Source organism: Paracoccus cavernae, assembly GCF_042430175.1.
GTDB classification, from domain to species: Bacteria; Pseudomonadota; Alphaproteobacteria; order Rhodobacterales; family Rhodobacteraceae; genus Paracoccus; species Paracoccus cavernae.
Genome location: NZ_JBHMDZ010000009.1, coordinates 26,419 through 51,468 on the forward strand (window position 1 = coordinate 26,419; position 25,050 = coordinate 51,468).

Here is a 25,050-nt window from a genome sequence, read left to right on the forward strand (position 1 = left end):
GGGCACGCTCGGGATCACGCGGGCAGCGGGTCCGGGCACCATCAGGGCCTCACTCGAACTCGAGGATGATGTCGTCGACCTTGAGGCTTTCGCCCGGCTTGGTGTTGACGATCTTGACCACCGACTTGCGTTCGGCGCGCAGGATGTTTTCCATCTTCATCGCTTCGATCGTGGCCAAAGCCTGACCTTCCTGCACCTCGTCTCCGGCCTCGACGTTGATCTTCACCACCAGACCCGGCATCGGGCAGAGCAGGAACTTCGAGGTGTCGGGCGGCATTTTCTCGGGCATCAGGCGGGCCAGTTCGGCCGCGCGCGGGCGCTGGACGCGGGTGACCAGATCCGCGCCGCGCAGACGCAGGCGGAAACCCGAGGTCGCGCGGTCGACCTTCATCACCAAAGGCTCGCCATCGACCATGATATGGGCGAGCGACTGGCCGGGCAGCCATTCGCTTTCGACCCGCAGGCTGCGCCCGCCGATCTGGACCGTCGAGCCTGCCTTGTCGGCGGTGATGCGCACCGGAATTTCCTTGCCGGCCAGCGAGACGACCCAATGTTCGCCGACATGGCGCTCGTGGTTGTCCAAACGCCCCGAGATGCGGGTGCGGCGGATTTCGGCCACGCGGAACATTGCGGCGGCAGCGGCGGCCACGCGTTCAAGCTCGGTTTGCGGCAATGTCGCGCCAAGGAAGCCCTCGGGATATTCCTCGGCGATGAAGGCCGTCGAAATGTCCCCCGAAACGAATCGGGGGTGATCCATCACCGCCGAAAGGAAGGGCAGGTTGTGGCCGATGCCTTCGACCTCGAACTCGTCCAGAGCATGGCGCATCGCGTCGACGGCCTCGAGACGGGTCGGCGCCCAGGTGCAGAGTTTGGCGATCATCGGATCGTAGAACATCGAGATCTCGCCGCCCTCGTAGACGCCGGTATCATTGCGCACCGCCGTCGCGCTGTCGCGGCTTTCGCTGTTGTTGACCCAGTTTCCGGCGGTCTTCAGCGGACCGGCCGCGACTTCTGCCGGCGGCTGGTAGCGCGTCAGGCGGCCGATCGAGGGCAGGAAGTTGCGATAGGGGTCTTCGGCGTATAGGCGGCTTTCGATGGCCCAGCCGTTGATCTTGAGATCGGACTGCGCGAAGGGCAGCTTTTCGTTATAGGCCACGCGAATCATCTGTTCGACCAGATCGACGCCGGTGATCAGCTCGGTGACGGGATGTTCGACCTGCAGGCGGGTGTTCATCTCGAGGAAATAGAAGTTCTTCGATCCGTCGACGATGAATTCGACCGTCCCCGCCGAGGCATAGCCCACCGCTTTCGCCAGCGCGACGGACTGTTCGCCCATGGCTTTGCGTGTGGCCTCGTCGAGGAAGGGCGAGGGTGCCTCTTCGATGACCTTCTGGTTGCGGCGCTGGATCGAGCATTCGCGCTCGTGCAGATAGACGCAATTGCCGTGTTTGTCCGCCAGTACCTGAATTTCGATGTGACGCGGCTGGGTCACGAATTTCTCGATGAAGATGCGGTCGTCGCCAAAGCTGTTGGCGGCCTCGTTGCGCGACGATTCGAAGCCTTCACGGGCCTCCTGATCGTTCCAGGCGATGCGCATCCCCTTGCCGCCACCGCCGGCGGAGGCCTTGATCATCACCGGATAGCCGACCTCGTTCGCGATTTTCACCGCCTCTTCGGCATCCGCGATCAGGCCCATATAGCCCGGAACGGTGGAAACACCGGCTTCCTGCGCGATTTTCTTGGAGGTGATCTTGTCGCCCATCGCCTCGATCGCACCCGACGGCGGCCCGATGAAGGCCACGCCCTCGGCCTCGAGCGCCTCGGCGAACTTCTTGTTCTCGGAGAGGAAGCCGTAGCCCGGATGGACGGCTTCGGCGCCGGTCTGGCGGATCGCCTCCATGATCTTGTCGATCACGATATAGGATTGGTTGGCGGGCGAGGGGCCGATATGGACGGCCTCGTCGGCCATGCGCACATGAAGCGCGTTGCGGTCCGCGTCGGAATAGACGGCCACGGTCGCAATCCCCATCTTGCGGGCGGTCTTGATGACGCGGCAGGCGATCTCGCCACGGTTGGCGATCAGGATTTTCTTAAACATGAGCGACTCGTGGATTGGGCCGGAAATCCGGCGTTGAAATAGAAAACGCCGCCCCCGCAAAATGCGGGAGCGGCGCGAAATCTTGCGCTGATTGGCGGGTATCAGTAGCCCGAGCAAACGCCTGCGTCGTTGCAAAGCGCGCCAAGAGCCGCACCTGCGAGTGCGCCTTTGGTTGCGTCGCCGTCAAAAGCTTTTGCGGCAACTGCGCCACCGGCAGCGCCGATTGCTGCGTTGCGGACGTTCGGGTTGACCGGCTGGCCCGGCTGGCAAGCAGCGAGGGTCGAAGCCACGACAACAAGTGCCGAAAGACGGAAGAAGGTGCGGGTCTGCATGTTAGACTGCCTCTGGTTGTTAGTCCCGACGGTTGCTTTTCGTCACAGCCGAGCAGGACGGGATGATGTCTTACTTCCCATCCATTCGCATAAGTTTGCGTGCGAGCCAACTGAAATGCCCGTGAAAACCTCGCGCTCGGCAAAGACATGCGCATCAGCGGTCCTCGTCCTCGTCGTCGAAATCCTCGTCGTCCCAATCGTCGCCGAAAGCCTCGTCCCAATCGAAATCGGGCGGCTCGGCGGCAAAAAGCTCGGGGAAGTTCGCTTCGGCCTTTTTCATGTCGACGCGCAGCATCTGGTCGTAGCTGGTCGGATCAAGCTTGCCGACCGCCACGACTTCGCGGCCCAAAAGCCACGAGATCCGGCCGCCATCAAGGTTGCCGCGTTCGAACGGTTCGTCGCCGAAATGGTTGATCAAAGCCGCGAGGAAACCCGCATCGGCCTTTTTGTCGGCGGGCGAGCGGTCGCGGAAACGTTCACGCGCGATCAGCTTGGTCGCGCCTTTCTTGTTGGCACGGCGGATGGTGAACTGGTAGTCGGTGGAGGGAAGGCGTCCCGGAAAACCGCGATGTTTCAGCATGCTGCGCCCTCCTTGCGGAATGCGGGCTGGCCGGAAACGATCAGGGCCGAAGGGACAAAGGCCTGTGTGAGGCCGGACAAGCGCGGGCAGAGACCCCGCCCGCGCGGGCCAAGATTAGTTGGCGCCGAATTTGCCCTGGTAGACCGGCTCGGCAGTGACCGGAGCGGTCGGAACGATGACTTCTTCGGTTTTGGGAGCGCAAGCTGCTGCGAAACCGACGAGTGCGAGGGCGAGAACGAGTTTCTTCGACATAGGTAAAAGCTCCTGATGGACGGGGTTCTTTGACCCCGGCTGCTCGATATAGTGTCGGCCGCAACATGCGACCAACGCATCATATTAACTTCCGTCCGGGCGCGCAGACAGAGACCGGCTGTACCGGTCGCCATTCGCCCGGAGCGCTGTGGCAGGGCTGCATCAGTCATCTTGATAGGCCGCATCACCAGGGTCTCCATTCGCAACTGTCCCGATCCTTGGGCAAGGAAAAGGACTCAAAAATCTGAAGGACATTCGGGTCATAGGATCCGAACTCAGATTCCCGATCAGCGAGGCTGACGACAATCTGTGCTGGCCGCTTGGCCGATTTCAGAGCTTCGGGCAATGCGATATTGTCGCAGATCCAGACGATATCGTCGTGAATGGGGTCTTTGAGAAGGACATCGGGGACCGCCGGCAGGGTGGTGCCGTCGTCGATATCGCTGATGGCATGGTCGATGACCTGATCGGCGGCCTCTTCGGCGCCGGGGATCGAAAAGACCGGCTGGAAATCAAGATCCTCGGGAGAGATCAGCCCGTCGTCGATGTAATCCTCGCCGCTATCCTCGCCGCCTTCCATCGATTGCGTGTCGATATCGAGCGGCTCGTCGCCGCCGAAATCGGTGCCCGTGCCGAATGACGACGGCACGCGATCGGCCAGATCGGGCATGACGAAGCGGTAGCGAAGGGTCAAACCGTAATCTCCAAAGTTATCTTCAAGGGTTTCCTGAAGGTAGACTTTCGCGCCCGACGGCAGATCGATGCTGGCCGATGCGGGCTGTGAGGCGGGCGGGGCGGGGGTCTCTGCCGCGGATGTCGAAACCAGACCCACCAGAAAAAGCAGGGCGAATTTCGACGTAACTGCGGCAGAGGACCGGATCACAGCGGGATGTTGTCGTGCTTCTTCCAGGGGTTCTTCAGCTGTTTGCCGCGCAGGCTGGCAAAGGCGCGCGCAACACGGCGGCGGGTCGAACGGGGCTGGATCACCTCGTCGATAAAGCCCTTTTCCGCGGCGACGAAAGGATTGGCGAAGCGGTCTTCGTAATCCTTGGTGCGTACCGCGATCTTGTCGGGCTCGCCCAGCTCGGAGCGGTACAGGATCTCGACCGCGCCTTTCGCCCCCATCACCGCGATTTCGGCAGTGGGCCAGGCGTAGTTGAAATCGCCGCGCAGATGTTTGGACGCCATGACGTCGTAAGCGCCGCCATAGGCCTTGCGGGTGATGACGGTAACTTTCGGAACAGTCGCCTCGCCGTAAGCGAACAGCAGTTTCGCGCCGTGTTTGATGACGCCGCCATATTCCTGCGTGGTGCCCGGCAGGAAGCCCGGCACGTCGACCAGCGTCAGGATCGGGATCTCGAACGCATCGCAGAACCGCACGAAACGTGCCGCCTTGCGCGAGCTGTCGATGTCGAGACAGCCCGCCAGAACCGTCGGCTGGTTGGCGACGACGCCCACGGTCTGGCCTTCGATCCGCACGAAACCCGTGATGATATTGGCCGCGAAATCCTTTTGGATTTCGTAGAAGTCGCCCTCGTCGGCGATCTTCAGGATCAGCTCCTTCATGTCGTAGGGCTGGTTCGGGTTGTCGGGGATCAGCGTGTCGAGGCTGGCCTCGATGCGGTGGGGGTCGTCGAAGAAGGGGCGCGTCGGCGCTTTCTCGCGATTGTTGAGCGGCAGGAAGTCGAACAGGCGGCGGATTTCCGACAGCGCCTCGACGTCGTTCTCGAAAGCTCCGTCCGCGACCGAGGATTTCTTGGTATGGGTCGAGGCCCCGCCAAGCTGCTCTGCGGTGACGATTTCATTCGTCACGGTTTTGACGACATCGGGGCCGGTGACGAACATGTAGCTCGTGTCTTTGACCATGAAGATGAAGTCGGTCATCGCGGGCGAATAGACCGCACCACCCGCGCAAGGGCCCATGATCACCGAAATCTGCGGCACCACGCCCGAGGCCATGATATTGCGCTGGAAGACATCGGCATAGCCCGCGAGCGAGGCAACGCCCTCCTGGATGCGCGCGCCGCCCGAATCGTTGAGCCCGATCACCGGCGCGCCGTTCTGCATCGCCATATCCATGATTTTGCAGATTTTCTGCGCATGGGTTTCCGACAGGGAGCCGCCGAAGACGGTGAAATCCTGGCTATAGACATAGACCATGCGGCCGTTGATCGTCCCCCATCCGGTGACGACGCCGTCGCCATAGGGACGGTCGGCCTCCATGCCGAAATCGGTCGAACGGTGACGCACGAACATGTCGAACTCTTCAAAGCTGCCCTCGTCGAGCAGCAGCTCGAGCCGCTCGCGGGCGGTCAGTTTGCCGCGGGCATGCTGTGCATCGATCCGGCGCTGGCCACCGCCCAGACGCGCCTCGCGGCGGCGCTGCTCCAACTCGTCCAGAATGTCCTTCATGGGGTGGTCCTCCGTTCGTTCTCAACTTGTTTAACGTGCAAATGCCTGCGTCGGAAGCATAAAGCAGAAAATTTGCAAACACTGTCTGGCGTGGCGATTGCAAAGCTGCAAACAAGTTAAACCCCTTGACCTCGCCAAGGCACGGGTTCATGCCGAGGCCATGGGACTCGTGATCAATCTTTCGGCCCTGGTGGCCAATTGGAAAGCGCTTGCCGAGCGCGCGCCTGCCGCGCGTCCGGGCGCAGTGGTGAAGGCCGATGCCTACGGGCTGGGCGCGGCCAAAGTCGCGCCGGCGCTTTACGGGGCGGGGGCACGCGACTTCTTCGTGGCCGTCGCCTCCGAGGGGCGCGCCTTGCGCCCGCATCTACCTGAAGATGCGCGGATTTTCGTGCTCGCCGGTCATATGGAAGGCGAAGATTTGACGGGGCTTGTTCCCGTGCTCAACAGTCCCGCCCAGTTTTTCCGCGACCGCGCCTTGCGGCCCAAAGGGGCCTTCGGGATCCAGCTTGACAGCGGCATGAACCGCCTCGGCTTCGAGCCGGCCGAATGGGCCGCGATCCGCGCCGAGGCCGCTGCTGCCGGCCCCGCGCTGATCATGTCGCATCTGGCCTGTGCCGACGAGCCGGACAATGCCGCCAATGCCGCGCAACTGGCCGCCTTCCGCGCCATGACCGACGGGGTGGATGCGCCGCGAGCGCTGGCCGCGACCGGCGGTATCCTGCTCGGCCCCGATTTCCATTTCGACCTCGTGCGCTGCGGCGTCGGCATGTATGGCGCCGATCCCTTTGTCGGCGCGCAAAGCGTGGTCGGCCTTTCCGTTCCGGTGATCCAGACCCGCGATGTCGCGGTCGGGGAATCGGTGGGCTACGGCTATGCCTGGACCGCCGCGCGGCCGTCAAAAATCGCGACTTTGGCGGCGGGCTACGCCGACGGGCTACCGCGCTCGCTGGCCAACAAGGGGCTGAATTTCTGGGCGGGCGATCAGGCCGTGCCGATGATCGGGCGGGTCTCGATGGATCTGATCACGGTCGATGTCACCGATCTGTCCGAGGTTCCGGCCGAACTCGCGCTGCTCAACGAGCGTCAGAGCGTCGATGATCTGGCGGCGCTGGCCGGCACCATCGGCTACGAGATCCTGACCTCGCTCGGCCGGCGCTATCCGAGAGTGTGGGTTTGAGCCCGAACCGGTTGGCCGGCAATCCGATCAGTGCGATAGGGCGCGCCGCGATTGCGGTGATCGCCGCTTGCGGGCGGGTCGCGATCTTTCTGGGCAAGGGGCTTGCGGGCATCTTGCCGCTTTCGCCCGCGCTTTTGGGGCGCCAGATCCTCCATATCGGCTGGCTTTCGTTGCCGGTGGTCGGGCTGACCGCGCTTTTCACCGGCGCGGCCCTGGCCTTGCAGCTCTATTCTGGCGGCGCGCGCTTTCAGGCTTCGGATGTCGTACCTGCGGTTGTCGCGATCGGCATGGCACGCGAGCTCGGGCCGGTTCTGGGCGGGTTGATGGTCGCGGCGCGCGTCGCGAGCGCGATTGCCGCCGAGCTCGGCACGATGCGGGTTTCCGAGCAGATCGACGCTTTGATGACGCTCTCGACCGATCCGGTGAAATGGCTGGTCTCGCCGCGCCTTTGGGCCGCGATCCTGACGGTGCCGGTACTGGTCGGTGTCGGCGACATCATCGGCATCATGGGCGGCTGGCTGATCGGGGTGAATGCGCTCGGCTTCAATTCGACGACCTATCTCGCCAATAGTTGGGCCTATCTCGAAAGCTGGGATGTGGTCTCGGGGCTGATCAAGGGCGGATTTTTCGGGCTGATCGTCGCGACTTCGGGTTGCTGGTTCGGCATCCATGCGGCGGGCGGTGCGGCAGGGGTTGGGCGCGCCACGACCAATGCGGTCGTCGCCGCTTCCATCGGCATCCTCGCCGCGAATTTCGTGCTGACGGGGCTGTTCTTCTGATGGCGCCGCTTCTGTCCATCCGCGACCTGCACAAAAGCTTCGGCCGCAAGGAGGTGCTCTCGGGCATCGATCTCGATCTGGACGAGGGCGAGAGCCTTGTCGTCATCGGGGGCTCGGGCACCGGAAAATCGGTGCTGCTGCGCTGCATTCTCGGGCTGGAGACGCCGGATCGGGGCGAGATCCTTTACAAGGGTGCGCCGCTTGCAGGTGCAAATCGCGCGGCTTTTCTAGACGGTTTCGGCATGCTGTTCCAGAATGCCGCCCTATTCGACAGTCTGCCGATCTGGAAAAACGTGGCCTTCCGCCTGCTCAAGACCCGTTCGCGCGCCGATGCCCGAGCGATTGCGCTTGAAAAGCTCGCGCGCGTCGGGCTCGGCCCAGAGGTCGCCGATCTGATGCCCGCCGAGCTCTCGGGGGGGATGCGCAAAAGGGCGGGGCTCGCCCGCGCGATTGCGGCCGATCCTGCGGTGATCTTTTTCGACGAGCCGACGACCGGCCTTGATCCGATCCGCGCCGCCCGCATCAATGCGCTGATCCGCGGCATTGTCGAGGAAACCGGTGCGACAGCGATCACCATTACCCACGACATGACCTCGGTGCGCACGATTGCCGATCGCGTCGCGCTTTTGGACCGCGGCTGCGTGCGCTGGCAGGGCGCGCTGGCCGAAATGGACGGGGCGCGCGACGATTATCTGCATGACTTCATCGAGGGCCGATGGCGCGAGTGAGATGACGATTGCATGAAATCTCGCCTCCCGGGGCCGTTTTCGGGCGAAGTTTGCGCCCGACCCCTTGTGCGAATCCCGTCGCGTTGACACCTTTAACTGTAGACGACTACCCTTTCGGAGAGTGATTTGGGACAACCCCCGCTTCCACGTGCGACCGCCACAACTGGCGAAACTCTTATCGAATTTCCGGACAATCGGCTGTTGATCGATCTGTGTGGGCCTCATGACAGGCACCTTGCACGGATCGAGGGCTCGCTGAATGTCCATGTTTTGCGTCGCGGCAACCTGCTCGCCGTGGTTGGCGAGCCCGAGGCGCAAAAGGATGCCGAACAGGTGCTGCGCGCGCTTTACGCCCGCCTCGAACAGGGCCGCCCCGTCGGCCTTCCCGAGGTCGATGCCGCTTTGCGCATGGGGCCGGATCCGATCTTCGAGCGTCCCGCCAGCCCGAGCGAGCAGCTCGAGATGTTCCAGAGCGGGCCGATCGAATTGCGCACCCGCAAAAAGACCATCGAACCGCGCACCGACGGTCAGAAGGCCTATGTCCGCTCGCTTTTCGCCAATGAAATGGCCTTCGGCATCGGTCCTGCGGGCACGGGCAAGACCTATCTCGCGGTTGCGGTCGGCGTGACCATGCTGATCGGCGGCCATGTCGACAAGATCATCCTGTCGCGCCCCGCCGTCGAAGCGGGCGAGCGTCTGGGCTTTCTGCCGGGCGACATGAAGGAGAAGGTCGACCCCTATATGCAGCCGCTCTACGACGCGCTGAACGACTTTCTGCCGGGCAAGCAGATGCAGAAGCTGATGGAGGAAAAGCGCATCGAGATCGCGCCTCTGGCCTTCATGCGCGGGCGCACGCTGTCCAACGCTTTCGTCGTGCTCGACGAGGCGCAAAACGCCACCACCATGCAGATGAAGATGTTCCTGACCCGTCTGGGCGAGGGCTCGCGCATGGTGATCACCGGCGACCGCAGCCAGATCGACCTGCCGCGCGGCGTGACCTCGGGCCTGATGGATGCCGAAAGGATCCTCAAGGATATCAAGGGGATCAGCTTCTCCTACTTCACCTCGAAGGATGTGGTGCGCCATAATCTCGTCGCGCGCATCATCGATGCTTACGACACGGACAGCGCAGAGGCTCTGGCGCGCGGCGAGGTCCGCGACGAGCGCGGCCAAAGCAATCCGCGCCGTGCACCGGGGGGCTCTTTCGCATGAGCGGCGCCGACCCGTTCGACCCTTTCGCCGATGAGGACGACGAGGAAAGCGGCGCGATCGATCTGGTGATCGAGGACGACCGCTGGCTCGACGCCGATCTCGAGGGCCAGTCGGCGCGTGCGCTTGCCGCGGTCTCGGAATGGCTCGGGATGGAGGATCTTCGCATCGTGGTGCTGGGCTGCGACGATGAGCGCATCGCGGGGCTGAATGCCGAATTCCGCGACAAGCCGCGTCCGACCAATGTGCTGTCCTGGCCTTCCAGCGAATTCGGCGCGCGCGCGCCCGGCGAGCGGCCCGAACTGCCGCCGGCCGAAGAGCTGGGCGATATCGCGATTTCCTACGACACCTGCCTTCGCGAAGCCGAAGAACAGGGCAAGCCCTTCGCCGATCACGTCACCCACCTGCTGGTCCATGCGATCCTGCATCTGGCGGGCTATGACCACATCGACGATTCCGACGCTTTGACGATGGAGGGCTCCGAAACGGAGATCCTCTCGCGTCTTGGTATCCCTGACCCCTATCTCGAGTATGAAAGATGAGCAGCGACCGAAGTCCTGACACGCCCGTTTCCTCTGACCCGGCCGGTTGGGCCGATGGTGTGGGAGGCGACGGGCGGGACCTCCCTCCGTCGCGCGGCATCCTTGGCCGCATTCTCGGCGCCTTTGGCGGCGCCGAACCAGAAGGCGATAGCGAAGCCGCCGGCGAAGACGGAAGACCCGCCTCGCAGGCAATTGCGCCGGGGCTTGTGAACCTGCGCCGGATGCGCGTCGATGATGTCGCCATCCCCAAGGCCGAAATCATGGCCGCCCCCGTCGATATCGGCATGGAAGAGCTGGTCGCGTTGTTTCGCGAGCAGGGCTTCACCCGCCTTCCGGTCTTTCGCGGGACCCTCGACAGTCCGCTCGGGCTGATCCACCTCAAGGATTTCGCGCTGAAATACGGCTTCGGGGCCAATCCGCCCGCGAAATTCGCGCTGCGCCCGATGCTGCGCCCGCTGCTTTACGTTCCGCCCTCGATGCCGCTTGGCGTCCTGCTCCAGCAGATGCAGCAAAAGCGCATCCATATGGCGCTGGTGATCGACGAATATGGCGGGGTCGACGGTCTGGTGACGATCGAGGATCTGATCGAGCAGGTCGTGGGCACGATCGACGACGAGCATGACGAGGCCGAGGGCGATCTTTGGCAGCTCGAAGCGCCGGGGCTCTGGCTCATTCAGGCCCGCGCGCCGCTGACGGATGTCGAGGCGGTCACGGGGCTGCGTCTTTCGGCCGAGGAGGAAGAGGAAGAGGTCGATACGCTCGGCGGTCTGATCTTCATGCTGACGGGCCGCGTTCCGGTGCGTGGAGAGGTGATCCGCCTTGAAAACGGCGCGGAGATCGAAGTGGTCGAGGCCGACCCCCGCCGCGTCAAACGTGTACGCCTGCGCCTGCCGCAGCCCGAGGATGACGGCACCGCCTCGGGCGAGTGATCGCTGGGTCAAATGGGGCGCGGGGCCACGTCCCTGCCGCCCGAAACGACAAAACCCGCGCGACCCGACAGGGCGGCGCGGGTTTTTCTGTGCGGTAGTAGTCTTGCCTAGCCGAGGCTGGCAAAGGCCGGCGCATGGGCGATGCGCGCGCGCTCGGGCAGGTTGGGGCCGCGCGCCTGCAGGAGCGGGCCGGCAAAGGGCGAATCCCAATTCACCTGACGAAAGCCGAAGCGGCCGTAGAAATCGGGCTCGCCAAGTACGACCAGCAGATGTTCGGGCGCGCGTTCGATCGCGAAACGGATCAGCTCGGAGGCAATGCCGCGCCCCTGCGCCCGCGGCATCACCGCAAGCGGCGCGATGGCCAGCGCAGGCCGCGCCGAGGCCAGCGGCGAAAGCGCGAGATGGCCGAGGATCGCGCCTCCGGCCTCGGCAATCAGCGAATAGGCCAGATCGCCGTCCTCGCGCAGGGTCTGGACCAGACGCGCCTCGGACACGCCGTCAAAGGTCTCGGCCAGGAGCGACAGGATTGCCGCCGTATCCTCGGGGCGTTCGTCGCGCAGCTCGATATTGGCGGCGAATTTGGTGAAATCGCGGGTGATGTCTGCCGAAAGCCGGCCCCATTCGCTGGCCAAGGTGCGCTCTTGATGGGCGACGAAAGCCGCCTCGTCGATGAAGAGAACGTCGATCTGCCAGACAAAAGGATCTTCGGTCAGGGAAATGTCGAAACGCAGGCAACCCGGCTCGTTGCGCGACAGGCGCAGATGGCGCGGCAAATGGGTCTGGATCGTCTCGGCTTCGGCGAGACTGGAAGCGATGAGCGTGCCGGTCAACCCGATCATGGCGGTCCTTTGGGTCAAATTCCCCTCGAAAACGAAGGGGAGGGTGTCAGTCTTGTTTTCTTGCATGCCGCGTAACGCTTATCCGCCTTGACCCCGTTTGAATGCCGCAAAGCGGCCGGAGTTCCATTCCTGCCTGTAGCAGCTTCCATTCCTAAGACAAATGCGGCGAGTTCGTCCCGTGGGGAAGATGGACTTTCGGTTGGTGCCACGATGGTTGCAGAATGGCGTGGACCGCTGCGGGTGGATGCGTCGAGGCGACGTCAAGGGTGCGAAGGATCAGGGCGCGGGCGTGCGGAAGGTGATCGACCAGCGCGTCCTGTCCATCTCGGTGATGGAATGCTCCCAATCATAGCGGGACTGCCCCGTCATGTGATAGGCCCCGCGCGGCTCGAGCGGGACCGTGACGCGCATGAAGCCGCCGCTTTCGCGTCTGCGGCGGAACCGCATATCGGCCGCTGCGCCAAGCGAGAGGCCGAAGACCTGATCAAAGCCCGCATTGTCGCGATGCCAACCGATGCCTGCGCCCGGATCATAGCGGATCAGAAGCGCCTGCACCAATTGCGAGGGAGCAAGCCCGCCCCATTCGGCAAGCCGCGCGCGCAAAGGCAAGAGCCAGTCGGGGATGGGGCGCGCACCTTTGGCCGCATCGTCCTTCGACCCGAAAACCGTGGTCAGGCGTTTGCCCTCCCAGCCGTGAAACTGGAACGGCGTCAGGCCCGCGCCGTCGATTGCGGCAATCAGGGCCTGTTCTTCCTCGCGCGTGACGAGATCGGCACGGGTCGCGAGGCCGGGCAAGGGCGGGGTATCGAAGAGATCGGACATGGTATCCCTTTGCTTTCGGGCGTGACGGGGCGGGCGGGACTGCTGCCGCCCGTCTTGCGGATATCGGCAAGATTAAGGGGCTTTTTCCGTCAGGACCTGACGCGGCCTTCGGGCGAGAGGCTGTGGATGCGCTTTTGCGCCTCGTCGCGGACCTGCAGCCAGCGGTCGCGCTCTCCCTCGGCATCGGCGAGGGCGCGGTGCGCAGGAGGAACGGTGGTGCGGGCCTCGTCGACGGCTTTCAGAATCGCGTCGATTTCGGCTTCGAGCGCATCGGCCGGAAGGACGGGGCCGAGAATCGCGCCTGCCGTTTCGCGGCAAGCCAGATCGGTGTCGCGCAGGCGCAGGCTATGGCGCGGCAATCCGGCGGTGCGCAGCAGCACGCTCAACCATTTGCCGTCCCATGAGGGAGCGCTGGCGAAAAGCGCATGCCCCTCCATCATCTCGACCAAATGCGCCGCCACCGCCCCATGCGGGGTCCCGTCGCGCAGGAGGGTTGCACGATCGATCTGGTGTACGGCCTGAGCGCGCATGTCCCAATCGCTCCACTCCGGCGCGGGACGGATCAGCATCCCGCCAGAGCGACCGTCCTCGAACACCCAGCCGACCTCGATCGGGTAGCTGTCTTTCGCGAGGGAGGAGGCTTCAAAATCAAGAAAAACAAACATGGCGGCTCTGGTTAACCAAACAGGAACGACGCCCTAGGAGATAGGAAGGAAATTCCGCCTTAACAGGGGCAGGGCAGAAGGCGCCGCTTGCACAGAGGACATGGCTGTCGGATTGGGAAAGGCTTCGGGCGAATCCCGAACGGCGCGATCGCGGTAAACGGGACGCGTTCAGGGGTGCAAAAAATTGCGCAAACGGCTTCGGGCCGGTGCGTCGAAACCAGACGGATCCGCACCAGCGTACGACTGCGCTGCTTGGGGTAGTGACAGATGGGAGGGAGGGAAACGGTAGCGTTGGTGTTTCGCGCGCCAGGATCGGACGCAGAACCGCCATTCACAACAGAAAACGTTAACCGGCCGTTAGGACCTGTCTGGTTATTCTTTTGCCGATTGGGAAAATTGGCGGAGAGGGTGGGATTCGAACCCACGGAACCCTTGCAGGCTCAACGGTTTTCGAGACCGCCCCGTTCGACCACTCCGGCACCTCTCCGCGCTTTTTTTGGTGTGGTGAGGGGCATTTAGCTGTGTGAATATGGAAGCGCAAGAGGGGTTGAACGAGAAACTCTAAAAAAGATGAAAGAAAGTTTTTACTCGTTGGTTAATTGTACAAAAGCGACTGTTATAGTTGCACTTTTTACTGTGGGCGGTTTTGACGCCCTTATCGGGGGAATCATGCCGCCGGCTTTTGCCGCCCCCGTCGATGCGGCACCTGTGGCGCAGGACGGTCGTATTTTGACCGGAGAGGTCACGCGTTTGTTGATGCTCGACGAGCTGGTTTCGGTCATGTCGCAAGAGGCAGTGGCGCAGGCCTCGGAGGATCTCGGCGCGATTCCGCCTGACCAGCAGACGGCATGGCGCGCCAATATCGCGCGGATCAACGATCCCGACCGGCTTTCGCGGCTGATGGCGATCGAGCTTCCGGTTGCGCTCGGTCGTGTCGATCCGGCGCAGATCCGCAAGGCTTTGCTGTTTTACCACACAGATTTGGGCAAGCGCGTCGTCCAGCTCGAGCTTTCGGCGCGCCTCGCGATGATCGCGCCCGATGCGCGCGATGCCGCGATGGAGGCGGCAGAGCAGGCGGCCGAAACCGGCAACCTCCGGCTTGAACGGATCGACCGGATCATGGCGGTGACCGATGTGGTCGATGCCAATGTCGCGGGTAGTCTGAACGCCATTATCGCCTCGAGCCGCGGCTTTGCCGATGTCAGCGAAATCGAGGTTCCCGTCGAGGACATGACCAGCGAGGCCTGGGCGCAGGAGCCTGAAATCCGCGATAATATCACACGGTGGGTTCAGGCCATGCTCTATCTGGCCTATAGCCCTTTGAGCGAGGCGGAGCTCGAGGATCTGACCACCTTCGTTGGTTCGCGCGAGGCGTCGGCTTTGGCCGATGCGCTTGGCGCGGCTTTCGACGGGATCTTCGCGCGTATCGCCTATGAGACCGGCGTGATGTCGGCCGGTCAGCTTGCCGAGGCGGATCTATGATTGTTTTGACAGGGCCGTTGGCCAGCCCGCAGATGCTCGACGCATTGGGGCTCGAAGGGACGGCGGTGCCGATGACGGGGCGCCTCTATGGCGGCGCGAAGGCGGGAATCGTTGCGGACGGCTGGCCGGTTTTCTGCGCGGGTCCCGAGCCCCTGGCGGCGGTGGCGGTCGACTGGCAACCCGCCTTGTGCCGTTACGCGGAGATCATGGATCTGTCGCCGATCCCGCTCGATGGCCGCGAAGTGCTGGGCGTAACACTGGCGGATGACGATGCCTGCGCCAATGTGGGGGCGCAACGCGATGGAACGGGCGATTGGCCCGCCGAATATGGCGCCGCCATGGCGCGGGCGCTCCTTGCGCTTGATCCGGCACGCCCTGCGTCGGCCATTCGCGCGCGTTTGCCGCGGATCGGCGACTGGGTCGCGGCCCGAATGCGGGCCGAGCGAGAGGAACAGGCGGTGATCGGACCGGCTGCGGAGAAGGCGGGCGGTGCACGTTTCGAAATCCTCGATCGATCCGAGCCCTATGCGCATTTCTTCGCAGTCGAGGATGTCAGGTTGCGCCACAGGCTTTACTCCGGCGGCTGGTCGGAGGTGCTGGAACGCGCGGTTTTCGTCTCGGGCGATGCGGTGGTCGTTCTGCCGTGGGACCCCGTGCGCGACCGCGTTATGCTGATCGACCAGTTCCGCGTCGCGCCCGCCCTGCGCGGCGACCGCGAGCCCTGGCTCTACGAGGCTGTCGCGGGCCGGATCGACCAGCTTGAGGCACCCAAAGATGCCGCGCGCCGCGAGGCGCAGGAGGAGGCGGGCGTCGCTCTCGGGCAATTGATCCCCGCGCCCCATCATTACGCCAGCCCCGGCGCGACCGCCGAAATGCTCTATCTTTACATCGGCATCGCCGATCTGCCCGACGGATCGGAAGGGCTGGGCGGGCTCGAGGCCGAAGCCGAAGACATCCGCTCGCATCTGGTCGAGCGGGCCGAGCTTGAGCGTATGTTGCGGCAGGGCAAGATCCGAAACGGGCCGCTGCTGGTCCTCGCGCTTTGGCTTCAGGCAGAGGCCGACCGGATGCGCAAAGAATACACGCTAGGATAAGTCGTGTTTAGGGCGGTTGGACTTGTCGCTCGCTGCGGGCGGCGTATAAACAGACATACAGTTCAACGCGAAAGGCCCTGCTCATGCGTATTTGCCCTGATCTTGCCTCCTCCATCGGAAACACGCCGCTGATCAAGCTGCGTCATGCCTCGGAAATCACCGGATGCACGATCCTGGGCAAGGCCGAATTCATGAACCCCGGCCAGTCGATCAAGGACCGCGCCGCTTTGTTCATCATTCGTGACGCGATCGCGCGCGGCACGCTGCAGCCCGGCGGCACGATCGTCGAAGGTACGGCAGGCAATACCGGCATCGGCCTTGCGCTGGTCGGGGCCTCGATGGGCTTCCGCTCGGTCATCGTCATCCCCGAGACCCAGAGTCAGGAGAAAAAGGACATGCTGCGCCTTGCTGGTGCCGAGCTTGTCCAGATCCCCGCCGCGCCCTACCGCGACCCCAACAGCTATGTGCGCTATTCGGGCCGTCTGGCCGAAAAGCTTGCGCAGACCGAGCCTCATGGCGCGATCTGGGCCGACCAGTTCGACAATACCGCCAACCGTCAGGCCCATATCGAGACGACCGGCCCCGAGATCTGGGAGCAGACCGGCGGCAAGGTCGACGGGTTCATTTGTGCGGTCGGCTCGGGCGGGACGCTTGCGGGGGTTGCGATGGCGCTCCAGCCCAAGGGCGTAAAGATCGGTCTGGCCGACCCCGAAGGCGCGGCGCTCCATTCCTTCTACACGACCGGCAAGCTCGAAAGCCCCGGCTCGTCGATCACCGAAGGGATCGGGCAGGGGCGCATCACGCGCAACCTCGAAGGCTTCACCCCCGATTTCAGCTACCGCATCCCCGATAGCGAGGCGCTGCCGGTCATCTTCGATCTGCTCGAACACGAGGGGCTCTGCCTTGGCGGCTCGTCGGGGATCAACGTTGCCGGCGCGATCCGCATGGCGCGCGAGATGGGGCCGGGCCATACGATCGTCACCGCGCTGTGCGATTCCGGCACGCGCTATCAAAGCAAGCTTTTCAACCCCGATTTCCTGCGCGCGCTGAGCCTGCCGGTTCCCGAATGGCTCGACCGCGCGCCGGCCGATCTTCCGACCGTTTACGAAGACTAATCTCCCATGCGCCACCTGATTGCCCTGACCCTGACCGTCTTTCTGGCGCTGACCGGCTTTGCCGCAGCGCAAGAGGCACCCCAGCCCGATTACGCCGCTTGGGAAAAGCTCGCCGGACAGGCCGAGCAGATCCTGCAATCGGGACAGGCCAATGATGCGCGTCTGGATGCGATCCGCGCTGAGGTGGTGAAGTGGCGCGATAGTTTCCGCGCGGCCGAAGGCACCAATGCGACGCGGATCGCCACGCTGCGCGACCAGATCGCGGCTTTGGGGCCGCCCCCCGCCGAAGGGGCGACCGAATCCGAAGATATTGCGGCGCGGCGCAAGGAGCTGGGCGCGCAGATGTCGGAATTGCAGGCCCCCGGGCTTGCCGCCGTCGAGGCCTATGGCCGCGCCGATGGCGTGATCCAGCAGATCGACCGCTTCCAGCGCGACCGCCAGACCAGCGCCCTCCTGCGCATCGCCCCGAGCCCGCTCAACCCCGCCAATTGGGGGCCGGCGCTTCAGGACGGCTACAAGCTGGCTGCGGGTCTGGTGGGCGAGGTCTCCGCCCGTCTGGCCAATCAGGGCGGTTGGAGCGGGGCGCGCGAATGGTTGCCCAAGGTCGCGGGCGTCCTACTGGCGGCGCTTTTGCTGCTGACCAAGGGCCGCAGATGGATCGATTCGCTGCCGATGCGGCTTTCGGCGCGGGTCAGCGACCGGACACGGGCGACGCTGGTTTTCGCGGTCTCGCTCGGCCAGATCTTCGTGCCGCTGCTGGGCGTCGTGCTTTTGGTCATCGCGCTATTGGTCACGGGATTGTTCGGCGCGTGGGGGCGGCCGCTCATCATGACGCTACCGGCGGCGGGGCTCGCGTTTTTCGCAGGCGTCTGGCTGAGCCGCAGGATTTTCCCCTCGCCGCAAGACGATATTTCGACCTGCTTGCCGGTATCGGACAAGGCGCGGCTGCATGGCCGCCGCTACGGCGTGGCGCTTTCCGCGTCTCTGGCATTGCACCAGATCTTCGGCTCGGCCGTCCTGCCGCTGTCGGGCTTTCTCAACCAACCGGGGCCGGAGGGGCGGGTGCCGCTCCAGATTTCCGATGCTTCGGCCGCTATCTGGCACCTGCCTGTTATTTTGCTCGGCGCGCTTTTCCTGTTCCGGCTGAGCGATGTCCTGCGCCAGTTGCCGCAACAAGACAACGCAGAAAACCCCGCCTACCGCGTCCGCATCATGGCGATCTTTGGATCGATCGGGCGTCTGATCGCGATCTTTTCGGCGCTGGCGGCGCTGATCGGCTATACGGCGGGCGCGAATGCGATCCTTTGGCCGACCGTCATGACCATCGGCCTCGTGGGCTTTTTGATCCTCCTGCAGGATTTCATCGCCGATCTTTACGCGATGGCCAAGGGTGGCGACAGCGCGGCGCGCGATTCTCTCATGCCGGTGCTGGTGGGGATAGCGCTGGTTATCGCCTCGCTGCCGCTCTTCGCGCTGATTTGGGGCGCGCGCAGCAGCGAGCTGAGCGAGCTCTGGTCGCAGCTCAAACAGGGCGTCGCCTTCGGAGGCGTGCGCCTGTCGCCGACGCGGATCCTCGCCTTCCTCGTGATCTTCGCGGTAGGCTATTGGGTCACACGCTTCGTGCAGGGCGCGTTGCGCACGACCATTCTGCCCAAGACCAAGATCGACGCGGGCGGGCAGAACGCGATCGTTTCGGGCCTGGGCTATGTGGGCATCATGATTGCGCTGATGCTGGCCGTGACCAGCGCGGGGATCGACCTGTCGTCGCTCGCGCTCTTTGCCGGTGCGCTCTCGGTCGGTATCGGTTTCGGCCTCCAGAACATCGTGTCGAACTTCGTCTCGGGCATCATCTTGCTGATCGAGCGCCCGATTACCGTCGGCGACTGGATCGAGGTCGGCGGCAAACAGGGGATCGTCAAACGCATCTCGGTGCGCTCGACCCATATCCAGACCTTCGACCGGACCGAGGTCATCGTTCCGAACTCGGATTTCGTCAGCCAGTCGGTGACCAACTGGACGCGCAACAACCTCTCGGGTCGCGTGATCGTGCCGGTGGGCGTGGCTTACGGCACCGATACCCGCAAGGTCGAGCGCGTGCTCAAGGAAATCGCCGAGGACCAGCCGACCGTGCTGATCACCCCGCCGCCCGCGATCATCTTCCGCGGTTTCGGGGCCGACAGCATGAATTTCGAGATCCGCGCCATTGTCTCGGACGTGAACGGCGGGACCGGCGTGATCTCCGAGATCAACCACCAGATCGCGCGCCGCTTTGCGGAAGAGGAAATCGAACTGCCCTTTCCGCAGCGCGACATCTGGCTGCGCAATGCCGAAACGCTGAACCCGACCGCCGCGCAGAACCCGCCGCGCAAGGCCGCGCCGCTCTCGCCCGATCCGGGCCCGCAACAGCCGCCGATGGATCCGCGCACCATTGGCCTGCGTCCGCTGGACGATGATGCCAAAATCGCGAAAGGCCGCGACGATGGTGATGATGACGGTGATGACGGCGACAGCGGGACGAGCGGCTACGGCGAGCAGTTCGAGCGCAACTAGGATGCGGTGAAACGGCGGGCTCCGGCCTGCCGTGCGCCGTGACGGCTCCGCCCCTATGCCTCTTGGCGCGGGGCGGGCTCTTCGTCCAGAAGATAATCGTCGCCCTCGAGCCCGTCATCGGCGAACCCCTCGCGCGAGAGCAGGACGGCCACCGGCCTGAGCCAGGGGATATGGGCGCAGATGATCATGATTGCGGCCATGATCGGCACCGAAAGAAACATCCCCGGCAGGCCCCAAACCGCACCCCAGACCGCGAGGGACAGCACGATCCCGAAAGAGGACATCCGCAAGGTCTGGCCCAAAAGCATCGGGTCGAGGATATTGCCGATGAGGAAATGGACGCAGGTGCAGGCCAGTCCGATGACCACGGTCTCGGGGACATCGCCGGTCTGGACCAGCGCCAGAAGCACCGCGACAACGGTTGCAATGATTGAGCCGATGGTCGGGATGAAGTTCAAAATGAAGGTGATCATCGCGATCGGTCCCGCCAGATCGAGGCCCGCCGTCCAGAAAATCAGCCAGACCAAAGCGGCCGTCAGCGCGCTGACCAGCGCCTTGATCACCAGATAGCGGTTCACGCTGCGCATGATCGAGGAAATGATCGCGCGCACCTTGCGCGCCTTGTCGGGATCGCCGGTCAGGCGCTCGATCTTGACCGGAAACCAGATCCGCTCCGAGAACATGAAGCCGACGTAAAGCAGGATCATCACCACGCCGGAAAAGAGGTTCGAGGCCTGCGCCGCGACCTGCCGGATCCAGCCGGTGACGTTGATGCTGCTGAAAAAGCTCTCGACCGCGGTCTGGGCATTGGGGCCCATCCAGTCGGTCAGTTCGGGCACGAGGCTTTGGACCCGCTCGGCATAGGAAATCGAGGTCGAGACGATCTCGTTGACCTGGCTGACGATGGTCGCAACCAGCCAGAGCAGAAAGATGCTCAGCGCCAACAAGGCCGCGATGGTCGCGAACCATGTGGGCACTTTCAGCTTGGCGATGGCATGGATCGCATCCGAGGTCAGCGAAAAGATGATGATCGCGATGGACAGCGTGATCAGCAGGAATTTCGCCTGCACCAGCAGGAAGAGGATCAAAGCGAAGGCGACAATGCCCAGAAAACCCGTTTGCAACCGCTCGCGCAGTACCGCTTCGCGTGGTTCCACCCTTCGCCCTCGCTCTGACCCAAATACCTATGCGGCCTTACTCTTCGGCGTCATCCTCACCGCTTTCCGCGATACGGGCAACCGAAACCACCTCTTCGCCGGCGCCGGTATTGAAGACGCGCACGCCCCCGGCCGAACGCGAGCGGAAGCTGATGCCGTCGACCGCGACGCGGATCGATTGGCCGGTCGAGGTGGCAAGCATGATCTGGTCGTCACGCTCGACAGGGAAGGAGGCGACCAGAGGCCCGCCGCGCATCGCTTTGTCCATGGCCATGACGCCCTGACCGCCGCGACCGCGCACCGGATAATCGTGGCTCGACGAGATCTTGCCCGAACCGCGTGCGGTAATGGTCAGGATCGCATCTTCCGCCGCCGACATTTCGGCATAGCGTTCCTGCGTGATGTTGCCCTCGACGGTCTCGTCGTCCTCGTCGCTTTCGGCCCCGTCATCGAGCGCCCCTTCGACGGCGCGGCGCATCTTGAGATAGGCGGCGCGTTCGGCGGGATCGGCCTCGAAGTGGCGGATGACCGACATCGAGACGACTTTGTCGCCTTCCGACAGCCGGATGCCGCGCACGCCGGTCGAATCGCGGCCCTTGAAGACACGCACATCGGTTGTCGGGAAGCGGATCGCGCGGCCGAATGCCGTGACCAGCATCACGTCGTCGGTTTCCGTCGCCATGCGCACGCCGATCAGCTCGACGCCTTCGGGCAGCTTCATCGCGATCTTGCCGTTCGATTTCACATTGGTGAAATCGGACAGGGCGTTGCGGCGGACATCGCCTTCGGAGGTCGCGAAGATCGTCTGGTAATTGTCCCAATCGGCTTCCGGTGCATCGACCGGCATCAGCGCCGCGATCGAAACACCCGGATCGATCGGCAGGATATTGACGATTGCCTTGCCCTTGGCGGTCCGGCCACCCAGCGGCAGACGCCAGGTTTTCAGGCGGTAAACCATGCCGTCGGTGGTGAAGAACAACAGCTCGGTATGGGTATTGGCGACAAAGAGGGTGGTGACGAGGTCGTCCTCTTTGGTGGCCATGCTCGACAGGCCCTTTCCGCCGCGGCGCTGCGAGCGGAACTCGGCCAGCGCGGTGCGCTTGATATAGCCGCCCGAGGTGATGGTCACGACCATATCCTCGCGCTCGATCAGATCCTCGTCGTCCATATCGCCGGACCAATCGGTGATCTCGGTACGACGCGGCACGGCGAAAAGCTGTTTCACTTCACGCAACTCGCCGGCAATGATCTCGAGGATACGCTCGCGCGAGGCGAGGATCGCGAGATATTCGCGGATCGCATCGGCCAGCTCCTGCAGCTCGTCGGTGACTTCCTTGACGCCGAGCTGGGTCAGGCGCTGCAGGCGCAGTTCCAGAATGGCGCGGGCTTGGGTTTCCGAGAGGTTGTAGGTGCCGTCGTCGTTGACCGGATGCATCGGATCGTCGATCAGGCGCAGATATTCGATGATCTCTTCGGCAGGCCAGCGGCGCTCCATCAGACGCTCGCGCGCTTGCGCCGCATCCGCCGAGGCGCGGATGGTGGCCACGACTTCATCGACATTGGAAACCGCCACGGCCAGACCGCAGAGGATATGGCTGCGCTCGCGCGCCTTGCGCAACTCGTAAGCCGTGCGGCGGGCGACGACCTCTTCGCGGAAGGCGAGGAAGTAGACGAGGAAATCGCGCAAGGTCAGCTGCTCGGGGCGGCCGCCGTTGAGCGCCAGCATGTTCGCGCCGAAGCTCGTTTGCATGGGCGTAAAGCGGAACAGCTGGTTCAGCACGACCTCGGCGGTCGCGTCACGCTTGAGCTCGACCACCACGCGCACGCCGATCCGGTCGGATTCATCCTGCACATGGGCGATGCCCTCGATCTTCTTTTCCTTGGCGAGTTCGGCGATCTTTTCGATCATCGTCGCCTTGTTCACCTGATAGGGGATCTCGTCGATGATGATCGACTCGCGGCCGTTGCGGCCCTGTTCGATCCGCGTTTTGGCGCGGATGATGACCGAGCCGCGACCCTCGATATAGGCTTTGCGCGCCCCCGAGCGGCCAAGGATGATGCCGCCCGTCGGGAAGTCGGGGGCGGGGACATATTCCATCAGCCGCTCGACCGTCAGATCGGGATCCTCGATCAGCGCGAGGGTCGCGTCGATGACCTCGCCGAGGTTGTGGGGCGGAATGTTCGTGGCCATGCCGACGGCGATGCCGCCCGCGCCGTTGACGAGCATGTTGGGATAGCGCGCCGGCAGAACCGTCGGCTCGCGGTCCTTGCCGTCGTAGTTGTCCTGAAAAGCGACCGTGTCTTTTTCGATATCGGCCAGCAGATAGGCTGCGGGCTTGTCCATGCGCACTTCCGTGTAGCGCATGGCCGCAGGGCTGTCGCCGTCCATCGAGCCGAAGTTGCCCTGACCGTCCAGAAGCGGCAGGGACATCGAGAAGTCCTGCGCCATGCGCACCAGCGCGTCATAAATCGCGGCATCGCCGTGGGGGTGGTACTTACCCATGACATCGCCGACCGGACGGGCCGATTTGCGATAGGATTTGTCATGCGTGTTGCCGGTCTCGTGCATCGCGAAAAGGATGCGGCGGTGCACCGGCTTCAGCCCGTCGCGCAGATCGGGGATGGCGCGGCTGACGATGACCGACATCGCATAGTCGAGATAGGCCGTGCGCATCTCGTCCGAGATGCTCACCACCGGCCCGTCATGCGCCATCACCTCGCGCGCGGCGTCGTCCTGCGTCGATGCAGCGGTTTCGATGTTGTCGTCGTTGTCGTTTTCCGGAGTGTCTGACACGTGATCGCCTCAAGATATTGTTGTGTCATGGTATACCGCCCACTGACCTTGGGTGCAATCGCGGCGGGGGCTTTCGCACCGATTATGCCGGATTATCTTGATGAAAGCGGCCTTGCGGCGGTCCGATTGCGCGGGATCGGGCAGTGATCCGCTCGGGATCGGGCTCGGGCCGGACAAATTCCCGCTTGCGGCCCGCGATCGGGGGCGCAAGCGGAAGGATCTCAGGCGCGGCGAAAGGCCGAGACGGCCCAGAGCAGCGACAAAACCGCCGAACAAACCGCATTCCAGCCCGCCATCGAGAGGCCGAGCAGGCTCCAGGAAACCTCGTCGCAGCGCACCACCGGCGCGGCCTTGAGCTGCGCCATCAGGTCATTGGTCGAAAGCTGCGCCAGATTGGAGATCCCGCCCGAACAATGTGCGGGTCCCTCCCAGTATTTCAGCTCGACGCCGGCATGGAAAATCGCGAAAGCCGTCGCCGCCAGTGCGGCGAGCAGGCCGAGGACCGCCAGCGCGCGGGCCCAGCCGAAAGCCCAGACCGCCAGACCGATGACGGCTGCCGCCAGATGGGGCCAGCGTTGCAGGATGCACAGCTCGCAAGGCGCATAGCCGAAATGTTGAAAGGTCAGTGCGGCCAGCAGAAGACCCGCCGATCCCAGCCCGGCAAGGCCTGCCAATTGTCGATTGCTCAGATGCGTCATGGCATGGGCTTCCATTTCAGATGATCGGCGCTGTGGTGCGCGATGGGGCGGATGTTGGGGCAGGTGGGACTTGATTGCACGGAGACGGCGTAAAACGGGAAAGGGCGAGGGGGGTTAATGCGGCTTCCATGTAAAGACACGGTAGAGATAGACAACCACGACCAGCGCCACGATGACCTTCGACAGCGGGTCGACCCAATCGGCGACCAGCGCATATTGGCTCTGCATCAGATAGCCTGCAATGGTCAGAATGCTGGTCCAGAGCGCGCTGCCGATGGTGGTGTAGACCAGAAAGCGCGGCAAGGGCATGCGCACGAAACCCGCCGGCACCGAGATCAGCGTCCGGATCGTCGGCAACATGCGCCCGAGCAGCACGGCAAGCACGCCGTAACGGTCGAACCAGCGGTGCGCGGTGTCGATATCCGCGGGCGAGACGGTCATCAGCCGGCCGTGTTTTGCGGCCCAACGCTTGAGCCGCGCCTCGCCGATCCACAGGCCGATGTAATACCACATCGTGGTGCCGAGGACCGATCCGGCCGTGCCCGCAAGGATCGTCAGCCACAGGTTCAACTTGCCCGATCCCGCGAGAAAGCCGGCCAGCGGCATGATCAGCTCGGAGGGAATCGGCGGAAAGACGTTTTCGGCGACCATCAGGAAGAAGATGCCGGGATAGCCCCAGTGATCAATCGTCGAGGTGATCCAGTCGAACATGTCTTTTCCTCATTTGCCTGTGCATTTGCTGGTCTGTGGCCGCGGAACTGTCAAGTCTCGCAGGGCGTTGATTGCGATGATGATT

23 protein-coding genes and 1 tRNA gene are annotated in these 25,050 nt (G+C 63.7%); 10 read left to right on the top strand and 14 right to left on the bottom strand.

All coding sequences use genetic code 11. The features are described 5' to 3' along the window. Positions 1–49 precede the first annotated feature (49 nt). The 6 genes from ACFFUC_RS08570 to ACFFUC_RS08595 form a co-directional block, all read right to left on the bottom strand. Positions 50–2,098: an ATP-binding protein gene (locus tag ACFFUC_RS08570; RefSeq protein WP_377685367.1), complete on the bottom strand. Its 2,049-nt coding sequence runs from the start codon at positions 2,096–2,098 to the stop codon at positions 50–52. Between the two features lie 101 nt (positions 2,099–2,199). Next, on the bottom strand, positions 2,200–2,430 hold the full coding sequence (locus ACFFUC_RS08575; protein WP_377685369.1) for a YMGG-like glycine zipper-containing protein: 231 nt from the start codon (positions 2,428–2,430) through the stop codon (positions 2,200–2,202). Between the two features lie 154 nt (positions 2,431–2,584). Next, positions 2,585–3,010, bottom strand: a complete 426-nt coding sequence (locus ACFFUC_RS08580) for a hypothetical protein (protein WP_377685371.1) — start codon at positions 3,008–3,010, stop codon at positions 2,585–2,587. 114 nt (positions 3,011–3,124) lie between these two features. Beyond that, entirely contained in the window at positions 3,125–3,262 is a 138-nt protein-coding gene (locus ACFFUC_RS08585) for a hypothetical protein (RefSeq protein WP_377685373.1), read from the bottom strand. A 184-nt stretch (positions 3,263–3,446) separates the two neighbouring features. Beyond that, positions 3,447–4,145 (bottom strand): DUF6497 family protein, encoded by a 699-nt coding sequence (locus ACFFUC_RS08590; RefSeq protein ID WP_377685375.1) that lies wholly within the window; start codon positions 4,143–4,145, stop codon positions 3,447–3,449. After that, positions 4,142–5,674: an acyl-CoA carboxylase subunit beta gene (locus ACFFUC_RS08595; protein ID WP_377685376.1), complete on the bottom strand. Its 1,533-nt coding sequence runs from the start codon at positions 5,672–5,674 to the stop codon at positions 4,142–4,144. Before ACFFUC_RS08595 ends, ACFFUC_RS08590 begins: the two co-directional genes overlap by 4 nt. A gap of 160 nt (positions 5,675–5,834) precedes the next feature. On the opposite strand from ACFFUC_RS08595, the gene alr reads away from it, so the two are divergent. The 6 genes from alr to ACFFUC_RS08625 all read left to right on the top strand — a co-directional run bounded on the left by alr (position 5,835) and on the right by ACFFUC_RS08625 (position 11,038). Then, positions 5,835–6,851 (top strand): alanine racemase, encoded by a 1,017-nt coding sequence (gene alr / locus ACFFUC_RS08600; RefSeq protein WP_377685378.1) that lies wholly within the window; start codon positions 5,835–5,837, stop codon positions 6,849–6,851. Beyond that, complete coding sequence (locus ACFFUC_RS08605; protein WP_377685380.1) at positions 6,848–7,630, top strand: MlaE family ABC transporter permease; 783 nt, start codon at positions 6,848–6,850, stop codon at positions 7,628–7,630. The genes alr and ACFFUC_RS08605 overlap by 4 nt, the downstream gene beginning before the upstream one ends. Then, the gene (locus tag ACFFUC_RS08610) at positions 7,630–8,358 is read left to right on the top strand and encodes an ABC transporter ATP-binding protein (RefSeq protein WP_377685382.1); all 729 of its coding nucleotides are present in this window, start codon (positions 7,630–7,632) and stop codon (positions 8,356–8,358) included. Before ACFFUC_RS08605 ends, ACFFUC_RS08610 begins: the two co-directional genes overlap by 1 nt. Before the next feature lie 126 nt (positions 8,359–8,484). Beyond that, positions 8,485–9,570 carry a PhoH family protein gene (locus ACFFUC_RS08615; RefSeq protein ID WP_377685384.1) on the top strand — a complete coding sequence of 362 codons (1,086 nt, stop codon included), beginning with the start codon at positions 8,485–8,487 and terminating at the stop codon, positions 9,568–9,570. Then, positions 9,567–10,109 carry an rRNA maturation RNase YbeY gene (gene ybeY / locus ACFFUC_RS08620; RefSeq protein WP_377685386.1) on the top strand — a complete coding sequence of 181 codons (543 nt, stop codon included), beginning with the start codon at positions 9,567–9,569 and terminating at the stop codon, positions 10,107–10,109. The genes ACFFUC_RS08615 and ybeY overlap by 4 nt, the downstream gene beginning before the upstream one ends. Then, a complete protein-coding gene (locus tag ACFFUC_RS08625) occupies positions 10,106–11,038 on the top strand; it encodes a transporter associated domain-containing protein (protein ID WP_377685388.1) in 933 nt (310 codons plus the stop codon). Before ybeY ends, ACFFUC_RS08625 begins: the two co-directional genes overlap by 4 nt. Before the next feature lie 107 nt (positions 11,039–11,145). Here the strand turns inward: ACFFUC_RS08625 and ACFFUC_RS08630 are convergent, their stop codons facing one another. The 4 genes from ACFFUC_RS08630 to ACFFUC_RS08645 all read right to left on the bottom strand — a co-directional run bounded on the left by ACFFUC_RS08630 (position 11,146) and on the right by ACFFUC_RS08645 (position 13,851). Then, positions 11,146–11,877 (bottom strand): GNAT family N-acetyltransferase, encoded by a 732-nt coding sequence (locus ACFFUC_RS08630; RefSeq protein WP_377685389.1) that lies wholly within the window; start codon positions 11,875–11,877, stop codon positions 11,146–11,148. A 276-nt stretch (positions 11,878–12,153) separates the two neighbouring features. Then, the gene (locus ACFFUC_RS08635) at positions 12,154–12,699 is read right to left on the bottom strand and encodes an alpha-ketoglutarate-dependent dioxygenase AlkB (protein WP_377685391.1); all 546 of its coding nucleotides are present in this window, start codon (positions 12,697–12,699) and stop codon (positions 12,154–12,156) included. 89 nt (positions 12,700–12,788) lie between these two features. Beyond that, positions 12,789–13,364 carry a 3'-5' exonuclease gene (locus ACFFUC_RS08640; protein WP_377685392.1) on the bottom strand — a complete coding sequence of 192 codons (576 nt, stop codon included), beginning with the start codon at positions 13,362–13,364 and terminating at the stop codon, positions 12,789–12,791. Between the two features lie 397 nt (positions 13,365–13,761). Next, positions 13,762–13,851, bottom strand: a tRNA-Ser gene (locus ACFFUC_RS08645). 182 nt (positions 13,852–14,033) lie between these two features. Here ACFFUC_RS08645 and ACFFUC_RS08650 point away from each other — a divergent pair. The 4 genes from ACFFUC_RS08650 to ACFFUC_RS08665 all read left to right on the top strand — a co-directional run bounded on the left by ACFFUC_RS08650 (position 14,034) and on the right by ACFFUC_RS08665 (position 19,605). Next, a complete protein-coding gene (locus ACFFUC_RS08650) occupies positions 14,034–14,846 on the top strand; it encodes a hypothetical protein (RefSeq protein WP_377685394.1) in 813 nt (270 codons plus the stop codon). Further along, complete coding sequence (locus ACFFUC_RS08655; RefSeq protein WP_377685395.1) at positions 14,843–15,940, top strand: NUDIX domain-containing protein; 1,098 nt, start codon at positions 14,843–14,845, stop codon at positions 15,938–15,940. The genes ACFFUC_RS08650 and ACFFUC_RS08655 overlap by 4 nt, the downstream gene beginning before the upstream one ends. A gap of 83 nt (positions 15,941–16,023) precedes the next feature. Next, entirely contained in the window at positions 16,024–17,055 is a 1,032-nt protein-coding gene (locus ACFFUC_RS08660) for a cysteine synthase A (protein ID WP_377685398.1), read from the top strand. 6 nt (positions 17,056–17,061) lie between these two features. Further along, positions 17,062–19,605, top strand: coding sequence for a DUF3772 domain-containing protein (locus ACFFUC_RS08665; protein WP_377685400.1), 2,544 nt, complete (start codon positions 17,062–17,064; stop codon positions 19,603–19,605). A 53-nt stretch (positions 19,606–19,658) separates the two neighbouring features. On the opposite strand, the gene ACFFUC_RS08670 is transcribed toward ACFFUC_RS08665, so the two are convergent. From ACFFUC_RS08670 to ACFFUC_RS08685, 4 genes are all read right to left on the bottom strand, one after another. Further along, positions 19,659–20,762, bottom strand: a complete 1,104-nt coding sequence (locus ACFFUC_RS08670; protein WP_377685401.1) for an AI-2E family transporter — start codon at positions 20,760–20,762, stop codon at positions 19,659–19,661. A gap of 37 nt (positions 20,763–20,799) precedes the next feature. After that, a complete protein-coding gene (gyrA, locus tag ACFFUC_RS08675) occupies positions 20,800–23,556 on the bottom strand; it encodes a DNA gyrase subunit A (protein ID WP_377685403.1) in 2,757 nt (918 codons plus the stop codon). Positions 23,557–23,777: 221 nt separating this feature from the next. Then, the gene (locus ACFFUC_RS08680; RefSeq protein WP_377685405.1) at positions 23,778–24,254 is read right to left on the bottom strand and encodes a disulfide bond formation protein B; all 477 of its coding nucleotides are present in this window, start codon (positions 24,252–24,254) and stop codon (positions 23,778–23,780) included. Between the two features lie 114 nt (positions 24,255–24,368). Continuing rightward, the gene (locus ACFFUC_RS08685) at positions 24,369–24,965 is read right to left on the bottom strand and encodes a DedA family protein (RefSeq protein ID WP_377685407.1); all 597 of its coding nucleotides are present in this window, start codon (positions 24,963–24,965) and stop codon (positions 24,369–24,371) included. Positions 24,966–25,050: the final 85 nt, after the last annotated feature.